Raw genomic sequence first — 17451 nt, 5'->3', positions numbered from 1 at the left:
TCAGTCTCAGTAAGCGCTGGTAATGCCTCGATGCTGCAATAAAGCAAGAACTGCCGAAACCGATTGTTCCACGGTTTCCCATCCGGTATCCACAGCGAGCTCGGGCGTAGCTGGCATCTGGTAAGACGAAGAAATCCCTGTGAACTCTGGGACAAGCCCTTGTCGTGCCTTCTTGTACAACCCCTTCACGTCGCGGGCTTCACAGACTTCGACAGGCGCGTTACAGTAAATTTCAAGAAAATCCCCCGCTGCAAACAAAGCACGAACTCGCTGGCGGTCTTCTGCAAATGGAGAGATGAAGGCAGCCAATGTAATCACTCCGGCTTCCAGAAACAGCTTAGCCACTTCTCCAACGCGGCGAATGTTTTCGTGGCGATCGCTCGCGGAAAAGCCGAGGTCACGACACAGACCAAGCCGGACGTTATCGCCATCCAAAACGAAAGTGCGGCAACCACGTAAGTGTAATTTTTCTTCGATGGCGTGAGCCAACGTGGATTTTCCCGAACCAGACAACCCGGTAAACCAGATGACTACACCACGATGCCCCTGCCGCTCTTCGCGCATGACGCGGGAAACAGCAAAGCCTGGCGATGTCAAATTCATCATGTCAATCCACGTTTTTCACATGCACAGTACTTTACCCGAGCTGCCATGCGATTTTCGACACAGACGCGCGAAGAGCAGGCGACATCAATGAAACACGACAATCAACCCGCCGACACTCTTTATCGCCGCAGAAACGCCCAGGGCCAGCATTAGCTGGCCCTGGGCGTTGGATCTTTGGTGGTGATGGGCAGAATCGAACTGCCGACCTGTGGGTTATGAATCCACCGCTCTAACCGTCTGAGCTACATCACCACGCTTGGAGGGCGCGAATTATAGTTGGCCGGCGGCGGCGCGGTCAACCGCGTTATAATGCGCAACTTTTGCGCGCCCAGCTTGCCGAAGCAGCGCCCCTGATTTTAAAAAGATTTCCCCCATGCCCAAGAAACTATTCATCCGCACTTTCGGGTGCCAGATGAACGAGTACGACTCGGACAAGATGGCCGATGTGCTCAACGCCGCCGAAGGTATCGTCAAGACCGACAACCCCGAGGAAGCCGACATCATCCTGTTCAACACCTGCTCGGTGCGCGAGAAGGCGCAGGAAAAGGTGTTTCACGATCTCGGCCGGGTCCGCCACCTGAAACAGAAGAATCCCGACCTGGTGATCGGCGTCGGCGGTTGCGTCGCCAGCCAGGAAGGCGACGCCATCGTCGCCCGCGCGCCCTACGTCGATGTCGTGTTCGGCCCACAGACGCTGCACCGGCTGCCGCAACTGATCGCCGAGCGCAAGGCGAAGGGCAAGGCGGCGGTTGACGTCTCCTTCCCGGAAATCGAAAAATTCGACGCGATGCCGCCTGCCGAGGTCAAGGGCGCCAGCGCCTTCGTCTCGATCATGGAAGGCTGCTCCAAGTTCTGCACCTTCTGCATCGTCCCCTACACCCGCGGCGGCGAAGTATCGCGGCCGTTTACCGACATCCTCACCGAAGTTGCCGACCTCGCCGCGCACGGGGTCGGGGAAGTCACGCTGCTCGGCCAGAACGTCAATGCCTACCGCGGCGACATGGAAGGCACCGACGAGAAGGCCGACCTCGCGCTGCTCATCGAGTACATCGCCGAGGTGCCGGGGATCGAGCGCATCCGCTACACCACCTCGCATCCGCGCGAGATGAGTCAGCGGCTGATCGACACCTACCTCAAGGTACCGAAGCTGGTCTCGCACCTGCACCTGCCGGTGCAGTCCGGTTCCGACCGCGTGCTGGCGGCGATGAAGCGCGGCTACACGGCACTCGAATACAAGTCGGTCGTGCGCAAGCTGCGCGCCGCCCGCCCCGACATCTCGCTGTCGTCCGACTTCATCGTCGGCTTCCCGGGCGAGACCGACGAGGATTTCGAGAAGACGATGAAGCTGATCGACGAGCTCGCCTTCGACGCTTCCTTCTCCTTCATCTACAGCCCGCGCCCGGGCACGCCGGCGCTGGAACTGGAAGACAGCACGCCGGCCGAGGTCAAGTCGGCGCGCCTGTCCCGGTTGCAGAAGCGGATCGACGAACTGGCGCAGGCGGTCAGCCAGAGCATGGTCGGCAGCGTCCAGCGCGTGCTGGTTGAAGGCCCGTCGAAAAAGGACCCGAACGAACTGGCCGGGCGCACCGACAACAACCGGATCGTCAATTTCCGGGGCAGCCCGCGATTGGTCAATCAATTCGTCGATGTTAGGATTTTGCAGTCGTTGTCACACAGCCTGCGGGGCGAAATCATCATCAAGGAAGACTGATCCGGGGGGATCCATGCAGATCATTCAAAGAACCACCATCAAGGCCGCGCCGGCCTTTGTCATCGCCGCCCTGCTGGCGGCCCCGGTCGGCGCCCAGCCGTCCGGCTACAAGCTGGGCGGCGGCGACGTGCCGGTCGGCGGATCGGCCAGCACCGAAGGCGCCAGCGGCGAAGCAATGCAGCTGGAGAAATGCAGCGCGCCGATCGGCGCGCTGGCCGTCGCCGAACCGCAGGAATACGTCGGCAAGGCGCTCAACGAGGTCGGCCTGGCCTCGCCGACCGGCCTGATCCGGCTGATGATCCAGCAGTCGAACTGCTTCGTCGTCGTCGAACGCGGCGTCGCCATGCAGAACCTGATGCAGGAGCGCCAACTGGCGCAGAGCGGCATGCTGCAGGGCGGCAACAACATGGGCGGCGGCCAGATGCTGACCGCCGACTACGTGCTGACGCCTGACGTCGTCTTCTCGCAGAGCGATGCTGGCGGCGTCGGCGGCGCGCTGGGTGGCATCGGCGGCGTCTTCGGGGTCGGCGGCATGATCGCCGGCGCCATCGTCGGCGGCGTCAAGTTCAAGCAGGCGCAGACCTCGATGCTGGTCGCCGACGCCCGAAGCGGCGTGCAGATCACCGCCGCTTCGGGCAGCGCCGAGAAGTCCGATTTCGGCCTCGGCTTCCTCGGTGCCGGCGGCGGCGGTTTCGGCGCCCTCGGCGGTTACGCCAACACGGCGCAGGGCAAGGTCGTCGCCACCTCCTTCCTCGACAATTACAACAAGATCGTCATCGCCATGCGCGACAACCCGGCGCTCAAGCGCACGGCGACGACCACCGCGCAACAGGCCGGCAACGTCCGCCAGGCCGGCGCCGTCTTTGCCGCCGGCGACGTCGTGTTGCCGAAGATCGGCGGCATCAAGCTGTACGCCGCCCCGACAGGCCAGGGCAAGCCGCTGAAGACGCTGACCAAGACCGACGAGATGATCGCGCTGGGCGAAGAACAGGAAAAATTCATCAAGGTGCAGGGCGCCAACTTCGAGGGCTGGATCGACAAGACCATGCTGCGCAAACAGTGAACACCCGGCGCCCGCGCCCCGGTTGACCGGTCGAGATTGCCCTCGCGCCGGTCGACAACGCCCAGCTCGCCAACCTGTGCGGGCCGCTCGACGAAAACATCCGGCAGATCGAGACCGGCTTCGACGTCGTCATCCGCCGCCGCAACGAGCGCTTCTCGATCACCGGCGACCAGGCCCAGCTCACCGCCGATGCGCTGCGCCATTTCTACGCACTGGCCCGCGAGCCGCTGTCGGTCGATGAGATCCAGCTCGGCCTGATCGAACTGACCAACGCCCCGGTACGTCGCATCGGCGCCGCCGAAACGGCGCACGACGGCCCACAACTGATCACCCGCAAGACCGAACTGCACGGCCGCACGCCACGCCAGGTCGCCTACCTGAAGGCAATCCAGGAACACGACATCACCTTCGGCATCGGCCCCGCCGGCACCGGCAAGACCTATCTCGCCGTCGCTTCCGCCGTCAACGCCTTCGAGCGCGATCTGGTGCAGCGCATCATCCTGACCCGGCCGGCGGTCGAAGCCGGCGAACGGCTCGGCTTCCTGCCCGGCGACCTGACGCAGAAGATCGACCCCTACCTGCGGCCGCTCTACGACGCGCTCTACGACCTGATGGGGCACGACCGCGTCGCCAAGCTCTACGAGAAGCACGCCATCGAGATCGCGCCGCTCGCCTTCATGCGCGGGCGCACGCTCAACCACGCCTTCATCATCCTCGACGAGGCGCAGAACACGACGCCGGAACAGATGAAGATGTTCCTGACCCGCATCGGCATCGGCGCCAAGGCCGTGGTCACCGGCGACGTCACCCAGATCGACCTGCCACGCGGGCACAAGAGCGGCCTCAAGGAAGCCGTCAACGTGCTGCACGACGTGCGCGGCATCGCCTTCACCGAATTCAGAAAGGAAGACGTCGTGCGCCACCCGCTGGTCGCCCGCATCGTCGAAGCCTATGAAAACCGCCAGCAAACGACTTAACCTCTCCGTGCAATACGCCTGTAACCGCGACGGCCTACCCTTGCGGGCGGATTTCGTGCGCTGGGCAAGGGCGGCGCTGGACGGCGGCGGCGAGGTGACGATCCGCCTGGTCGAGCCCGACGAAGGACAGGCGCTGAACGCCGAATATCGCGGCAAGGATTACGCGACCAACGTGCTGTCCTTTCCCTACGAGACGGAACCAGTGGTCATGGGCGACCTCGTCATCTGTCCCGCTGTCGTCGCCCGCGAGGCCGCCGAGCAGGGCAAGCCGACGGCGGCGCATTACGCCCACCTGACGGTGCATGGTATGCTGCATTTGCAGGGCTGGGACCACGAGGACGACGCGGAAGCCCGCGCCATGGAAGACGAAGAGAGGAAAATACTTGCCGCGCTGGGTCATGCCGACCCGTATGCGGATTGATCATCATGGACAGTGACAGTAAACCCGGTTTCATCGAACGCCTGACTTCCCTGCTGCTGCGCGAACCTGAAGACCGCGCGCAGCTCATGCAGACCCTCCACGCCGCCTACGAGCGCAACCTGATGGACGCCGACGCGCTGACCATCATCGAAGGTGCGCTGGCCGCCTCGGAAACCCGCGTCGCCGACGTGATGGTGCCGCGGGCCCAGATGGACGTCATCAACATCGACGATCCGCTGCTCGAAACCCTGCCCGAAATCATCGAAGCCGCCCACTCGCGCTTCCCGGTCATCGACGGCGACCGCGACAACATCCTCGGCATCCTGCTCGCCAAGGACCTGCTGCGCCTGCATACCGAAGAACACTTCGAACTGCGCGACTGGCTACGGCCGGCCGTCTTCATCCCGGAATCGAAACGCCTCAACGTGCTGCTGCGCGAATTCCGCGTCTCGCGCAACCACATGGCGATCGTCGTCAACGAATACGGCGGCGTCGCCGGCCTGGTCACCATCGAAGACGTGCTCGAGCAGATCGTCGGCGACATCGAGGACGAATACGACTTCGACGAGGCGCACGACAACATCCGCCTCGATTCCGCCGGCCGCTACCGGGTCAAGGCGCGCACCGAGATCGAGGACTTCAACGCCGCCTTCTCGACCACTTTCTCCGATCAGGAGTTCGATACCGTCGGCGGCCTCGTCCTGCGCCACCTCGGGCGCGTCCCCAAGCGCAACGAGACGCTGGAGATCGACGGCGTCCGCTTCCAGGTGCTGCGCGCCGACAGCCGCCGCCTGTACACCCTGCTCATCGACCTGCCGAAGCCCGGCCCCGTCACCGACGATGCCGCTGGCTGAGCCGTTCCGCCGCCACCTGGCGGCGCTGCTGGCGGGTGCCGGCGGCGTCCTCTGCTTTGCCCCGTTCGGGCTGTTCTGGCTGGCGCCGCTGCCCTGGCTCGCCTTCTTCCTGCTGCTGCGCCGCGCCGCCGGTCCGCGCCAGGCGGCGCTGAGCGGCTTCCTGTTCGGGCTCGGCTTCTTCCTCGCCGGCGTCTCCTGGGTGTACGTCAGCCTCTCGGTCTTCGGCGGCATGCCGTGGTGGCTGGCCGGACCGGCGACCCTGCTCTACTGCGCCGCGCTGGCCGCCTACCCGGCCGCCGCCGGCTGGGCCTTCCGACGCTGGCAACCGGCCGCCTTCTGGCGCCAGGTACTGTGGTTCGCCGTTCTCGTCGCCGCCGCCGACTGGCTGCGCGGCTGGCTGTTCACCGGTTTTCCCTGGCTGGCGCTCGGCTACAGCCAGGCCCCGCCCAGCCCGCTGGCCGGCTTCGCGCCGCTGCTCGGCGTTTATGGCCTGTCGCTGATCGTCGCCCTGATCGCCGCCAGCCTCGCCCGCTGGCGTAGCGGCCTCGTACTGCTGGCGGTCTTTACCGTCGCCGGCTTCGGGCTGCGCCAGGTGGCGTGGACGACGCCGGTCGGCGAGCCGGTCAGCGTCGCTCTGATCCAGGGCAACATCCCGCAGGACATGAAGTTCAGGCCGGAATCCTTCTTCCGCACGCTGACCCTGTACCGCGACCTGATCGCCGCCCATCCGGCGCAACTGACCCTGCTCCCGGAAACCGCGCTGCCGACCTTCGTCGACCGGCTGCCGGCGGAATACGTCGACGAACTGAAGACACTGGCCGCCCGCGGCGGTGGCGACCTGATCGTCGGCACCCTGACCGGCGACGTCGACGGCGCCTACTTCAACAGCGCCGTCAGCCTCGGCGCCTCGCCGCTACAGGTTTACAGCAAGCAGCACCTGGTGCCCTTCGGCGAATTCATCCCGCCCGGCTTCGCCTGGTTCATGGCCCAGGCCAACATCCCGATGTCGTCGTTCAGTGCCGGCCCGGCGCGCCAGGCGCCGCTCAAGGTCGCCGGCCGCGCAGTGGCGATCAACATCTGCTACGAAGACGTTTTCGGCGAGGAGATCATCGGCGCCCTGCCCGCCGCCGGGATTCTCGCCAACCTGTCGAATACCGCCTGGTTCGGCCGTTCGCTGGCGCAGCCGCAGCACCTGCAGATCGCCCGCCTGCGCGCCGTCGAAACCGGCCGCCCGATGCTGCGCGCAACCAATACCGGGATGACCGCGATCATCGCCGCCGACGGCAGCCTGAGCGGCGTGCTGGAGCCCTTCACCAGCGGCGTCCTCGAAGGCGAAGTGCGGGCGCATCAAGGCGCCACGCCCTACAGCCGGTGGGGCAACCTGGGCGCCCTCGGCCTCGTCGCCCTGCTCGCGCTCGTCGCCCGCCCGCGCCGGCGCGACTGAATTCTCAGCGGGCGCCGTCGCCGCCGCGCGCCATCCTGACGACGTCGGACTTCAGCAAACCGCGCACGAATTCGCCGCGCTCGGCGGTCTGCTCCTTGCCGTCGTGGTAGAGCAGTTCGACGGCGAAGGCGCCGTTGCCAGTGGCTTCGGCGGCGACGTTGTCGGGGCTGATGGTGACCCGGCCGAGCTGACGCTTGGTCGGCCAGCGCACATCGCCGTAGGCGTGATAGACCAGTTCCGAGCAGACGATGCGATCGGTCGATTCGACGTCGAAATTGAAGTCATAGGCCTTGCCGACCTGGCGCAGGGTCTGCAGCACGGCCTCGGCGCGCGCCGCGTCTTCCATCCGGCGCGGGCGCAGGACGGCAAGATCGTCGATGTTGAGGAAATGCTGCAGGGTGTTCATCTTGACCCCCGAGCGCAGTGCCTCGACGACGCCGCGGCCGGCCCGGATGTTGGCCTGGTAGGGACGCACCACCGGGTGCTCCCAGATGCCGAGGCGGCGCAGTTCCGCCTCGTTGCCGACCCAGACCGCGACGTGGCCGTAGTGGCCGGGAATGAAGGTATCGGTGAGACGGAAGGGGGTCTTTTCAAGCAGCACGTCGCCGGCCTGCACCGTTCCCGCCAGTTTCTCGAGCACCGGCGCCTGGCCGTCGAGCTTGCCGCGCCGCGTCTCGACCAGCCCGGCAGCGTTGCCGAACAGCAGACTGGAGAGATTGACGCCTTCCTTCTTCAGGCGGTTCAGCGTATCGATCGAGAAGGCGCTGAAGAAATTGAGCATGCTGCCGACGTAACCGAGCGGCTGCACCTGGCGCACCATCTGGTAGGACGGGCTCTGCTCGATCAGCGCCGCCAGGTAGCGCTCGCCGTCGACCGGCGAATTCGCCAGCAGGCGGCCATGCGCTTCGTACCATTCGAGGGCGCGCCGGGTGCGGGCGCGATTGACCGCCGAGTTGAAGGACAGCGAGATGCGGTTCAACGCCCCGCTCGGAATCGCGAAGCCGCTGTCGCGGCTGTTCAGGTGCTGGCGCAGGAAAGGATTAGCGCGGTAGAGACCGACCGCCGACAGGTAGTTGTCGTAGAGCATCAGCGCCGCCGACAGCGACATCGCCACCCCGGCCGCCAGCACTCGCGCCCGCGCCGGATCGGCCGGAATCGGCTGGTCGAGCCAGCACTCGCGCTCGGTGGCCACCGTCAGCAGGCGCCGGCGCTGGTCGAGCAGTGCCGCCGCCCCCTCGTTGAGGCGCCGCAGGTCGGCGCCGGACAGGGCTTCGCCGCGCGCATCGCGGGCCTTCAGGACCTCCAGGTAATCGATCGCCCGCGCCCGCAGGCTCAGCACTTCCTCGGTCAGCGCCTGATACTCGGCGATCCGGCTCGCCATCTCGAACGGCGCATCGAGCGCCAGCGGCGCGCCACACTGCGGCAGCGGCGTCAGGCCGACACCAAGACCGTCTTCGGCGTGGGCCGGCGCCCCGGCCAGCACGCCGCAACATAGCGCCGCGGCAACAGCAAGCGAAACAGATTTCATCGTCACCCCCGGGAAGAGGGCTCAGATATTACATTGAAATACGCCCGCCCGGCAGCGCCGCTCAGGCGCTCTGCTGCGTTCCCTGGCGGAGCGCAGCCTCGAGCCGCCGGCGCTCGCCGAGCACCTTGCTCGCGTAACGCTGCGCCGGATCGTCAACCGCCCCGCCGAACTGCTGCAGGCCGGGAACCAGGCCGCCATTGCGAGCGATCGACTCGCGCAGGATGCGGGTACCGACCTGGACGTTGGTCACCGGGTCGAAGAAAGGCAGCTCACCGGCGTCCTGCGGCAGCTTGTCGGCGTGAAAGCGCGGCATCACCTGCATCAGGCCCTGGGCACCGACGACGCTCTGCGAGAACGGGTTGAAGCCCGATTCAACGCCGATCACCGCCACCACCAGCAGCGGATCGAGCCCCTGCTCGCGGGCGCTATCCTGGGCAGCCAGGAAGATCGGCAGCAAGGCTTCGCGCGACACCCGGTAACGGCGGGCGACGTCGTTCAAGGCCTTCAGCATCGACGGCACCAGGCGTCCCGCCTCGACTTGCGCCACCGACTGCACGGCCGCCGCCGCGGCAGGCTCGCTGGCACTGACCCCGGCCGGGAACATCGCCTGCAAACCCTGCAGGAAACCGGCCTGGCCCTGGAAGGAGCCGGCCAGGCCGAGCACGAAAACCAGCCCGGCCAACATCAGAAACTTGCGGACGACGTGCGAGACGGCCGCGACTACCCGCTGAACTGCGGGGGAAAGGAACTGCGAAGCGAACATGCGCCCTCCTTCACTGTGCCACCGACCAAAAACATCGGCGAACGGTTACGGGGGGTACGACACCGGGCCATTCCTCCGTGGGAGGAAGCAAGGTTTCCACCAGGCCGAGTCTGGCCGGAGACGGAGGAAACACCGGTGTTGCACCGCAACAAACTTTGCGCATTCTATTGATTTATTTGAACAAGTCAACAAACCCCCGGCAACGCGCCGGGATCGACCCTGGCAGCGACAGCATATTTAAGACAAGGACATCCCGCCCGAACGCCCCCGTTCCGGCGCCAAAGCCCGGCCTGCCCGGCGACTGGCCAGCAGGCTGCCGGGGCAGGCAAAAGCCTGTAAAATCGTCGCTTTCCGTCTTACCGAGTGCGTCCGATGACGACCAGCAACACATCCGCCAAAAAGCCGACCTTCCAGGAAATCATCCTGCGTCTGCAGCAATACTGGAGCGCCCAGGGCTGCGCCCTGCTCCAGCCGTACGACATGGAAGTCGGCGCCGGCACCAGCCACACCGCCACCTTCCTCCGTGCCATCGGCCCGGAACCGTGGAAAGCCGCCTACGTGCAACCGTCGCGCCGCCCGAAGGACGGCCGCTACGGCGAGAACCCGAACCGCATGCAGCACTACTACCAGTATCAGGTGGTGTTGAAGCCGGCGCCGGACAACATTCTTGAGCTCTATCTCGGCTCGCTGGAAGCGCTCGGTTTCGACCTCAAGAAGAACGACGTTCGCTTCGTCGAGGACGACTGGGAAAACCCGACGCTCGGCGCCTGGGGCCTGGGCTGGGAAGTCTGGATGAACGGCATGGAAGTCACGCAATTCACCTATTTCCAGCAGGTCGGCGGCATCGACTGCAAGCCGATCACCGGCGAAATCACCTACGGCATCGAACGCCTGGCGATGTACCTGCAGGGTGTCGAAAACGTCTTCGAACTGACCTGGACCGACGGCCTGACCTACGGCGACGTCTATCACCAGAACGAAGTCGAGCAATCGACCTACAACTTCGAACACTCCGACGTCGATTTCCTGTTCCACGCCTTCGCCGCCCACGAAAAGCAGGCGCAGCACCTGATGGGCGCGCAACTGGCGCTGCCGGCCTACGAACAGGTGCTGAAGGCCGCCCATACCTTCAACCTGCTCGACGCGCGCGGCGCCATCTCGGTCACCGAGCGCGCCGCCTACATCGGCCGCATCCGCAACCTGGCCCGCGCCGTCGCCCAGGCCTACCTCGAATCGCGCGCCCGCCTCGGCTTCCCGATGGCGCCGCGCGACTGGGCCAACGAAGTGCTGGCCAAGCTCGAAGAACAGAACGCCAAGAAAGCCGCCTGAGATGACTGCCAAGAACCTCCTCGTTGAACTGTTCGTTGAAGAACTGCCGCCCAAGGCGCTGAAAAAACTCGGTGAAACTTTCGCCGCCGCGCTCGCCGCTTCGCTGAAGAAGGACGGCCTGGCTGCCGAAGGCGCCACCGTCACCGCTTACGCCTCGCCGCGCCGCCTGGCCGCGCACCTCACCGCCGTTGCAGCGGTCGCCGCTGACAAGCCGGTGGTGCAGAAGCTGATGCCGGCTTCGGTCGGTCTCGACGCCGCCGGCAACGCGACGCCGGCACTGCTGAAGAAGCTCGCCGCGCTCGGCGCTGATGAAAGCGCCGTCGCCAGCCTGCGCCGCGAAAGCGACGGCAAGGCCGAAATCCTTTTCTACGACAGCCTGGCCAAGGGCGCGACGCTGGCCGACGGCTTGCAGAAGGCCATCGAAGCCGCACTCGCCGCGCTGCCGATTCCCAAGGTGATGAGCTACCAGCTGGCCGACGGCTGGAGCAGCGTCAATTTCGTGCGCCCGGCGCATGCCCTGGTCGCCCTGCACGGCAGCGACGTGGTGCCGGTTTCCGTGCTCGGCCTGCAATCGGGCAAGGCCACCAAGGGCCACCGCTTCGAAGCAGCCGTCGATCCGGTGGTGATCGCCGATGCCGACAGCTACGCCGCAACGCTGCTCAAGGACGGCTCGGTCATCGCTTCCTTCGCCGAGCGCCGCGCCGAGATCGCCCGCCAGCTCGCCGCCGCTGCCGCCCAGGCGGGCGGCAAGCCGATTGACGACGACGCCCTGCTCGACGAAGTCACCGCGCTGGTCGAACGCCCGAACGTGCTGATCGGCCAGTTCGAGGAAGAATTCCTCGCCGTGCCGCAGGAATGCCTGATCCTGACCATGAAGGCCAACCAGAAGTACTTCCCGCTGCTCGACGCGGCGGGCAAGCTGACCAACAAGTTCCTCGTCGTCAGCAACATTTCGCCGGCCGACCCGAGCGCGGTGATCGGCGGCAACGAGCGCGTGGTGCGCCCGCGCCTGGCCGACGCCAAGTTCTTCTTCGACCAGGACCGCAAGAAGTCGCTGGCCGACCGCCTCCCAGGCCTGTCAAAAGTCGTCTATCACAACAAACTGGGCACGATGGGAGAACGCGTACAGCGTGTTGCAGCAATAGCACGAATGATCGGCGAACAACTCGGCGGCGAGGCTCTCGGCAAGCAAGCAGACCAAGCTGCCATGCTGTCCAAGGCTGATCTACTTACAGACATGGTCGGTGAATTCCCTGAACTACAGGGCATCATGGGCAGCTATTACGCTATTTTTGATGGCTACACAGCCGAATTCGCAAGCGTAATGGAAGACCATTACAAACCGCGATTTGCTGGCGATGCGCTACCCCGCTATCTAGTCGGCACGGTCGTCGCGCTGGCCGACAAGCTGGAAACCCTGGTCGGCATGTTCGGCATCGGCCAGATCCCGACCGGCGACCGCGACCCGTTCGCGCTGCGCCGCCACGCGCTGGGCGTCATCCGCATGCTCGCCGAGGGCGACCTCAACCTCGCCGTCGACAGCCTGCTCAACGGCGTTTTCGCCCAGTTCAACGGCATCGAGGGCTTCGCCCCGAACCCGCAGGCACTGGCCGACTTCATCTACGACCGCCTCGCCGGCAGCCTGCGCGAGCAGGGCTACACGGCGCAGGAAGTCGACGCCGTGGTCAGCCAGCGGCCACAGCGCCTGGGCGACATCGTCAAGCGTCTGGCCGCCGTGCGCGCCTTCTCGGCGCTGCCCGAAGCCGCCGCGCTGGCCGCCGCCAACAAGCGGGTCGGCAACATCCTGAAGAAGGCCGACGGCGCTGTCGAAGCCCGCGTCGACGCGGCACTGCTGCGCGAAGCCGCCGAAAGCGCGCTGCACGCGGCGCTGGTCGACGTCGTGCCGCAGGCCGACGCCGCCTTCCTCACCGGCGACTACAGCGAATCGCTACTCGCCCTGGCGGCGCTGCGCGCACCGGTCGATGCCTTCTTCGACGGCGTCATGGTCAATGCCGACGATCCGGCGCTCAAGGCCAACCGGCTCGGCCTGCTCGCCATGCTGCACGCGGCGATGAACCGCGTCGCCGACCTCTCCCGGCTTTCGGCGTAAATGGCGATGGCGGCCAAGCTCGTCATCCTCGACCGCGACGGGGTGATCAATTTCGACTCCGCGCAGTTCATCAAGAGCCCCGAGGAATGGAAGCCGATCCCCGGCAGCCTGGAGGCGATCGCCCGCCTCAAGCAGCACGGCTACCGGGTGGTCGTCGCCACCAACCAGTCGGGCGTCGGTCGCGGCCTGTTCGACATGGATACGCTCAACCGCATCCATCGCAAGATGCACAAGGCCGCCTGCGAACTCGGCGGACGCATCGACGCCATCTTCTATTGCCCGCACACCGCCGATTCGAAATGCGACTGCCGCAAGCCGAAGCCGGGCATGTTCCGGCGCATCGCCGACACCCTCAACACCGACCTCAAGGGCGTCGCCGCCATCGGCGATTCGCTGCGTGACCTGCAGGCTGGCGCCGCCGCCGGCTGCCAGCCGATCCTGGTGCTCACCGGCAAAGGCGAAAAAACCCGCGACGACGGCGATCTGCCCGCCGGCACGCTGATTTTCGCCAACCTCGCCGCGGCGACCGATCACCTGCTGGCCCAGGAAAGCAAGGAAAAGAAATGAGCGCAGTCCGTTCCACCCTGTTCATGGCCTACGCCATCGTCTGGTCGGTGCTCAGCGCGCCGCTGGTCGTCATCGCCGGACCGCTGCTCGGCGGCATCTGGGCCTACCGCTGCGGCCGCATCTGGCGCCTCGGCACGCAATGGGGCGTCGAGAACCTGCTCGGCATCCGGGCGCGCATCATCGGCCGCGAGAACATGCCGGCCGAACCCTGCGTCATCATGGCCAAGCACCAGTCGGCCTGGGAAACGATGACCCTGCAGGACTGCGTGCCGGACGGTGCCTACTGCGTCTTCGTGCTGAAGAAGGAACTGCTCAAGCTGCCTTTCGTCGGCTGGGGCCTGGCGGCGATGAAGATGATCTCGATCGACCGCGCCGCCGGCAAGAACGCCCTCGACCAGGTCGTCACCCAGGGCCGCGAGCGGCTCAAGCAAGGTTTCTACGTCATCATCTTCCCCGAAGGCACACGCGTGCCGCCGGGCGAAAAGCGCCGCTACAAGCCGGGCGGCGCCTACCTGGCGACGCACGTCGGTTGCCAGGTGGTGCCGGTCGCCCACGACGCCGGCGAACTGTGGCCGCGCCAGGCTTTCCTGAAGCGCGCCGGCACCGCGACCATCAGCATCGGCCCGGCCTTCGACGCCAGCGGCATGAGCGATGCGGAGGTCAATCAGCGCGTCGAGGACTGGATCGAAGCCGAGATGCGCCGCCTCTCGCCGCACCGTTACCCGGATGCCGGCAAAGCCGACTGAGACGCCACGGCGCATCGTCGTCGCCGGCCAGACGCTCGACTACACGCTGCGCCGCAGCGCCCGGCGCAGCATCGGCCTGAGCATCGACCAGCGCGGCCTGCGCGTCGGCGCCCCGCAAGGCGCCGCGCTGCGTGATATCGAGGCGCTGATCCGCCAGCACGGCGACTGGGTTCTCGACAAGCTCGCTAGCTGGCGCGAGCGCCCGGCGGCAACCCGCTTCGCCGTCGTCGACGGCGCCGTGCTCGACCTCCTGGGCAGCCCGACCCGCCTGCGCATCGCGCCGGCAAAGCGCGCCAGCGCCTGTTTCGCCGCCGACGAAATCCGCCTCGCCGTGCCGGACAGCGCCGACCCCGCCCGGGTGCTCGAAGCTGCGCTGCGCGAAAAGGCCCGCGCGCTGTTTGGCGAACGCCTCGCCCACTTCGCGCCCTTTCTCGGCGTCGCCGCGCCGCCGTTGCGCCTGTCGTCGGCGCGCACGCGCTGGGGCAGTTGCAGCGCGCGCGGCAACATCGCGCTGAACTGGCGGCTGCTCCTGCTGCCGCCGGCCATCGTCGATTACGTCGTCTGCCACGAACTGGCGCACCTGAAGGAAATGAACCACAGCCCGCGTTTCTGGTCTGTCGTCGCACAACTCTGCCCGGACTGGAAGGCGCTGCGCAACGAACTGCGCCGCCTTGGCCGGCAACTGCCGCAATTCTGAAAGGACACCCCATGCGCATCCTGCACACCATGCTCCGCGTCGTCGATCTCGACCGCTCGATCGCCTTCTACACCGAAATCCTCGGCATGCAGTTGCTGCGCCGCAACGACTACCCGGAAGGCCGCTTCACGCTGGCCTTCGTCGGCTACGGCAGCGAGGATAGCGAAGCCGTGCTCGAACTGACGCACAACTGGGACACCGCCAGCTACGAGCTGGGCAACGCCTACGGCCACATCGCGCTCGCCGTTCCCGACGCCGCTGCCGCCTGCGCCGCGATCAAGGCGCGCGGCGGCAAGGTGGTGCGCGAAGCCGGGCCGATGAAGCACGGCAGCACGATCATCGCCTTCGTCGAGGACCCTGACGGTTACAAGGTCGAATTGATCGAGCGCCAGTAGCGCTCAGCCAGCCAGCGCCTCGCGCACCGCCCGTTCGAAGCTGGCGACGACGGCGGGCCAGCCGCGCGCCAGCATGGCCTGGCGCGCCCGTTCGCCGATCCGCTGCCGGCGCGCGCCGTCTTCGAGCACCCACAGCGCCGCCTCGACGAAGGCCTTCTCGTCGCCGGGCGCCACCACGCGACCGTTGTCGCCATCGACCACCAGTTCCGCCGCCGCCGCGCTGCGGTAGGCAACCACCGGCACGCCGCTGGCCATTGCCTCGGCCACGACGTTGCCGTAGGTTTCGCTGAGACTGGGAAAGAGGAAGAGGTCGGCACTCGCGTAATGCTCCGCCAGATCCTCGCCGATCCGGGTGCCGGCGAAATATTGATCCGGGTGATCGTGCGCCAGCTTGCGCGCCGACGGCCCGTCGCCGACCCATACCAGGCGCGCCGCCGGATGCCAGACCTGGAGCGCGGCGAAGCATTTCTCGACCAGCACCAGGTTCTTTTCCGGCGCCAGCCGGCCGACATAGAGGCAGACCGGCCCGACGCCATCCGCGCCCCAGCGCGTGCGCAGTTCGGCACTGCGCCGAGCGGGATCGAAGAGTGCGATATCGACGCCGCGGCCGACGACGCGCACGCCGGGCACGCCTTCGCCAGCCAGTTCGGCGGCGAGCGCCGCGGTCGGCACCAGCGTCGCCCGCGTCCGCCGGTGCAGCATGCGCAGGTAGGCGGCGACCGCCGGGCGCAGCCAGCCCATGCCGTAATGCACGCTGTAACGGTCGAAATTGGTGTGGAAGCCGGAAGTCACCGGAATCCCCAGGCGGCGCGCGGCGGCCACCGCCGACCAGCCGAGCGGCCCTTCGGTGACCACGTGCACCAGGTCCGGCCGCCGTTGCCGCCAGCGCCGGCGCAAAGCGCCGCCCGCCGGCAGGCCGAACTGCAGGCCAGGATAACCGGGCAGCCCGACGCCGGCGAACGCTACCTCGTGCTCGCCCCCGACATCGGCCCGGCCCTGGCGCGGCCGCAACACCTCGACCCGGTGGCCGCGCTGGCGCAGCCCATCGACCAGGCGACCGACGGTCATCGCCACGCCGTTGACCTCGGGCGGATAAGTTTCGGTGACGAAGGCAATCTCGAGATTCATGGCTTCTCCAGCGGGACGGGCACGACGATCCGGCGCCGGCGGCCGACGCGCATCGCCGCTTCCCGGAAATGCGGTCAAGGTAGTCGGCCTGCGCTAAGCTTTGATGACAGCCGCCGCCACGCGTGGCAAACCGGCGCAAAGCGGGCGATACTGGCCCCGTCCCGCCCCCGGAGCCCCGACCATGCATACCCGCTACCTCGACGACCTCAGCGTCGGCCAGACCTTCAACACCGCCGGCATCACGCTGAGCGAAGGCGAAATCATCGGCTTCGCCCTGCAATACGATCCGCAGCCCTTCCACCTCGACGCCGTCGAAGCCGCCCGCTCGCCCTACGGCGGGCTGATCGCCAGCGGTTTCCAGACGCTCGCCCTGTGTTTCCGCCTGTTCGTGCAGAGCGGCATCTTCCAGGCGTCGAGCCTGGGCTCGCCTGGCATCGACGAACTGCGCTGGCTGGCGCCGGTGCGTCCCGGCGACACCCTGCGCACCGAGGTCGAGGTGCTTGAGCTGCGCCCGTCGAAATCGCGGGCCGACCGCGGCATCGCCCGCCTCAAGTTCCAGGCCAGGAACCAGCACGGCGACGCGGTGATCGCCTTCATCGTCAATCTCCTGCTGAAACGCCGTACCTGACGGCCCCTGCGCCGAAGCAGGCGAAGCGATGCGCGTAACATCCCTGAAATAACCGGGTTATGACCTTCGTGCTAAAAACCCTCTGACCTCAACCCACCGGAAAGCACCATGGTTTTCTTCGAACTGTTCGCGCACAACCCGACCATCCTCCGCGTTCCCGCCGGCCAGACGCTGTTCGACGAGGGCGACGAGGGCGGTCTGATGTATGTCCTGAGCACCGGCAACGCCGACATCGTCGTCGGCAACCGGGTCGTCGAACACCTGCAGCACGGCAGCATCGTCGGCGAGATGGGCCTGGTTTCGCCCGGCCCGCGCTCGGCAACGGTGCTGGCGACCAGCGATTGCGAGTTCGTCGCCATCGACGAGGCGCGCTTCCAGTTCCTGATCCAGAACACGCCCTTCTTCGCCATGCAGGTGATGCGGGTGATGGCCGAGCGCCTGCGGGCGACCGACCGGCTGATGCCGGCGATCGAGGAAATTTGAG

The 17451-nt window shown here is 66.5% G+C and carries 18 protein-coding genes and 1 tRNA gene; 14 read left to right on the top strand and 5 right to left on the bottom strand.

Annotation, left to right across the window (positions count from 1 at the left end; translation table 11 throughout):
• Positions 1-6: 6 nt before the first annotated feature.
• A complete protein-coding gene (gene cysC, locus AC0KWY_RS18230; RefSeq protein ID WP_474026898.1) occupies positions 7-606 on the bottom strand; it encodes an adenylyl-sulfate kinase in 600 nt (199 codons plus the stop codon).
• A 175-nt stretch (positions 607-781) separates the two neighbouring features.
• Positions 782-858 (bottom strand) — tRNA-Met (locus AC0KWY_RS18225).
• Positions 859-979: 121 nt separating this feature from the next.
• Here AC0KWY_RS18225 and miaB point away from each other — a divergent pair.
• From miaB to lnt, 6 genes are read left to right on the top strand one after another with little or no spacing between them, the layout of a single operon-like run.
• Positions 980-2317 carry a tRNA (N6-isopentenyl adenosine(37)-C2)-methylthiotransferase MiaB gene (gene miaB / locus AC0KWY_RS18220; protein ID WP_474026897.1) on the top strand — a complete coding sequence of 446 codons (1338 nt, stop codon included), beginning with the start codon at positions 980-982 and terminating at the stop codon, positions 2315-2317.
• A 13-nt stretch (positions 2318-2330) separates the two neighbouring features.
• Positions 2331-3380 carry a peptidoglycan-binding protein gene (locus tag AC0KWY_RS18215; protein WP_474026896.1) on the top strand — a complete coding sequence of 350 codons (1050 nt, stop codon included), beginning with the start codon at positions 2331-2333 and terminating at the stop codon, positions 3378-3380.
• Positions 3381-3415: 35 nt separating this feature from the next.
• A complete protein-coding gene (locus AC0KWY_RS18210; RefSeq protein WP_474029752.1) occupies positions 3416-4357 on the top strand; it encodes a PhoH family protein in 942 nt (313 codons plus the stop codon).
• Positions 4332-4778, top strand: a complete 447-nt coding sequence (ybeY, locus tag AC0KWY_RS18205) for an rRNA maturation RNase YbeY (protein ID WP_474026895.1) — start codon at positions 4332-4334, stop codon at positions 4776-4778. Before AC0KWY_RS18210 ends, ybeY begins: the two co-directional genes overlap by 26 nt.
• A 5-nt stretch (positions 4779-4783) precedes the next feature.
• Complete coding sequence (locus AC0KWY_RS18200) at positions 4784-5632, top strand: HlyC/CorC family transporter (protein WP_474026894.1); 849 nt, start codon at positions 4784-4786, stop codon at positions 5630-5632.
• Positions 5619-7076, top strand: coding sequence for an apolipoprotein N-acyltransferase (gene lnt / locus AC0KWY_RS18195; RefSeq protein WP_474026893.1), 1458 nt, complete (start codon positions 5619-5621; stop codon positions 7074-7076). The genes AC0KWY_RS18200 and lnt overlap by 14 nt, the downstream gene beginning before the upstream one ends.
• 4 nt (positions 7077-7080) lie before the next feature.
• Here lnt and AC0KWY_RS18190 read toward each other — a convergent pair whose 3' ends face one another.
• Positions 7081-8604, bottom strand: coding sequence for a YiiX/YebB-like N1pC/P60 family cysteine hydrolase (locus AC0KWY_RS18190; protein WP_474026892.1), 1524 nt, complete (start codon positions 8602-8604; stop codon positions 7081-7083).
• Positions 8605-8665: 61 nt separating this feature from the next.
• Positions 8666-9367 carry a transglycosylase SLT domain-containing protein gene (locus AC0KWY_RS18185; RefSeq protein ID WP_474026891.1) on the bottom strand — a complete coding sequence of 234 codons (702 nt, stop codon included), beginning with the start codon at positions 9365-9367 and terminating at the stop codon, positions 8666-8668.
• A 372-nt stretch (positions 9368-9739) separates the two neighbouring features.
• On the opposite strand from AC0KWY_RS18185, the gene glyQ reads away from it, so the two are divergent.
• The 6 genes from glyQ to gloA are packed head-to-tail and all read left to right on the top strand — an operon-like array spanning position 9740 to position 15211.
• Positions 9740-10696 carry a glycine--tRNA ligase subunit alpha gene (glyQ, locus tag AC0KWY_RS18180; protein ID WP_474026890.1) on the top strand — a complete coding sequence of 319 codons (957 nt, stop codon included), beginning with the start codon at positions 9740-9742 and terminating at the stop codon, positions 10694-10696.
• 1 nt (position 10697) lies between these two features.
• Entirely contained in the window at positions 10698-12806 is a 2109-nt protein-coding gene (gene glyS, locus AC0KWY_RS18175; RefSeq protein ID WP_474026889.1) for a glycine--tRNA ligase subunit beta, read from the top strand.
• Positions 12807-12812: 6 nt separating this feature from the next.
• Positions 12813-13373: a D-glycero-beta-D-manno-heptose 1,7-bisphosphate 7-phosphatase gene (gene gmhB / locus AC0KWY_RS18170; RefSeq protein WP_474026888.1), complete on the top strand. Its 561-nt coding sequence runs from the start codon at positions 12813-12815 to the stop codon at positions 13371-13373.
• Positions 13370-14119, top strand: coding sequence for a lysophospholipid acyltransferase family protein (locus AC0KWY_RS18165; protein WP_474026887.1), 750 nt, complete (start codon positions 13370-13372; stop codon positions 14117-14119). Before gmhB ends, AC0KWY_RS18165 begins: the two co-directional genes overlap by 4 nt.
• Positions 14100-14816, top strand: coding sequence for a M48 family metallopeptidase (locus AC0KWY_RS18160; RefSeq protein WP_474026886.1), 717 nt, complete (start codon positions 14100-14102; stop codon positions 14814-14816). The genes AC0KWY_RS18165 and AC0KWY_RS18160 overlap by 20 nt, the downstream gene beginning before the upstream one ends.
• Before the next feature lie 11 nt (positions 14817-14827).
• Positions 14828-15211 (top strand): lactoylglutathione lyase, encoded by a 384-nt coding sequence (gene gloA / locus AC0KWY_RS18155; RefSeq protein ID WP_474026885.1) that lies wholly within the window; start codon positions 14828-14830, stop codon positions 15209-15211.
• A gap of 3 nt (positions 15212-15214) precedes the next feature.
• Here the strand turns inward: gloA and AC0KWY_RS18150 are convergent, their stop codons facing one another.
• Positions 15215-16339 carry a glycosyltransferase family 4 protein gene (locus AC0KWY_RS18150; RefSeq protein ID WP_474026884.1) on the bottom strand — a complete coding sequence of 375 codons (1125 nt, stop codon included), beginning with the start codon at positions 16337-16339 and terminating at the stop codon, positions 15215-15217.
• Positions 16340-16520: 181 nt separating this feature from the next.
• On the opposite strand from AC0KWY_RS18150, the gene AC0KWY_RS18145 reads away from it, so the two are divergent.
• Together AC0KWY_RS18145 and AC0KWY_RS18140 are read left to right on the top strand one after the other, a co-directional pair.
• On the top strand, positions 16521-16967 hold the full coding sequence (locus tag AC0KWY_RS18145) for a MaoC family dehydratase (protein WP_474026883.1): 447 nt from the start codon (positions 16521-16523) through the stop codon (positions 16965-16967).
• 108 nt (positions 16968-17075) lie between these two features.
• Entirely contained in the window at positions 17076-17450 is a 375-nt protein-coding gene (locus tag AC0KWY_RS18140; RefSeq protein ID WP_474026882.1) for a Crp/Fnr family transcriptional regulator, read from the top strand.
• Position 17451: the final 1 nt, after the last annotated feature.

This window comes from Azonexus sp. MM2026_4, assembly GCF_055901855.1.
This window is presented reverse-complemented; position numbering and strand designations above follow the sequence as displayed.

Coding starts and splice junctions, on each gene's coding strand:
- cysC (WP_474026898.1), bottom strand. CDS start 606: ATGATGAATTTGACATCGCCAGGCTTTGCTGTTTCCCGCGTCATGCGC.
- miaB (WP_474026897.1), top strand. CDS start 980: ATGCCCAAGAAACTATTCATCCGCACTTTCGGGTGCCAGATGAACGAG.
- AC0KWY_RS18215 (WP_474026896.1), top strand. CDS start 2,331: ATGCAGATCATTCAAAGAACCACCATCAAGGCCGCGCCGGCCTTTGTC.
- ybeY (WP_474026895.1), top strand. CDS start 4,332: ATGAAAACCGCCAGCAAACGACTTAACCTCTCCGTGCAATACGCCTGT.
- AC0KWY_RS18200 (WP_474026894.1), top strand. CDS start 4,784: ATGGACAGTGACAGTAAACCCGGTTTCATCGAACGCCTGACTTCCCTG.
- lnt (WP_474026893.1), top strand. CDS start 5,619: ATGCCGCTGGCTGAGCCGTTCCGCCGCCACCTGGCGGCGCTGCTGGCG.
- AC0KWY_RS18190 (WP_474026892.1), bottom strand. CDS start 8,604: ATGAAATCTGTTTCGCTTGCTGTTGCCGCGGCGCTATGTTGCGGCGTG.
- AC0KWY_RS18185 (WP_474026891.1), bottom strand. CDS start 9,367: ATGTTCGCTTCGCAGTTCCTTTCCCCCGCAGTTCAGCGGGTAGTCGCG.
- glyQ (WP_474026890.1), top strand. CDS start 9,740: ATGACGACCAGCAACACATCCGCCAAAAAGCCGACCTTCCAGGAAATC.
- glyS (WP_474026889.1), top strand. CDS start 10,698: ATGACTGCCAAGAACCTCCTCGTTGAACTGTTCGTTGAAGAACTGCCG.
- gmhB (WP_474026888.1), top strand. CDS start 12,813: ATGGCGGCCAAGCTCGTCATCCTCGACCGCGACGGGGTGATCAATTTC.
- AC0KWY_RS18165 (WP_474026887.1), top strand. CDS start 13,370: ATGAGCGCAGTCCGTTCCACCCTGTTCATGGCCTACGCCATCGTCTGG.
- AC0KWY_RS18160 (WP_474026886.1), top strand. CDS start 14,100: ATGCCGGCAAAGCCGACTGAGACGCCACGGCGCATCGTCGTCGCCGGC.
- gloA (WP_474026885.1), top strand. CDS start 14,828: ATGCGCATCCTGCACACCATGCTCCGCGTCGTCGATCTCGACCGCTCG.
- AC0KWY_RS18150 (WP_474026884.1), bottom strand. CDS start 16,339: ATGAATCTCGAGATTGCCTTCGTCACCGAAACTTATCCGCCCGAGGTC.
- AC0KWY_RS18145 (WP_474026883.1), top strand. CDS start 16,521: ATGCATACCCGCTACCTCGACGACCTCAGCGTCGGCCAGACCTTCAAC.
- AC0KWY_RS18140 (WP_474026882.1), top strand. CDS start 17,076: ATGGTTTTCTTCGAACTGTTCGCGCACAACCCGACCATCCTCCGCGTT.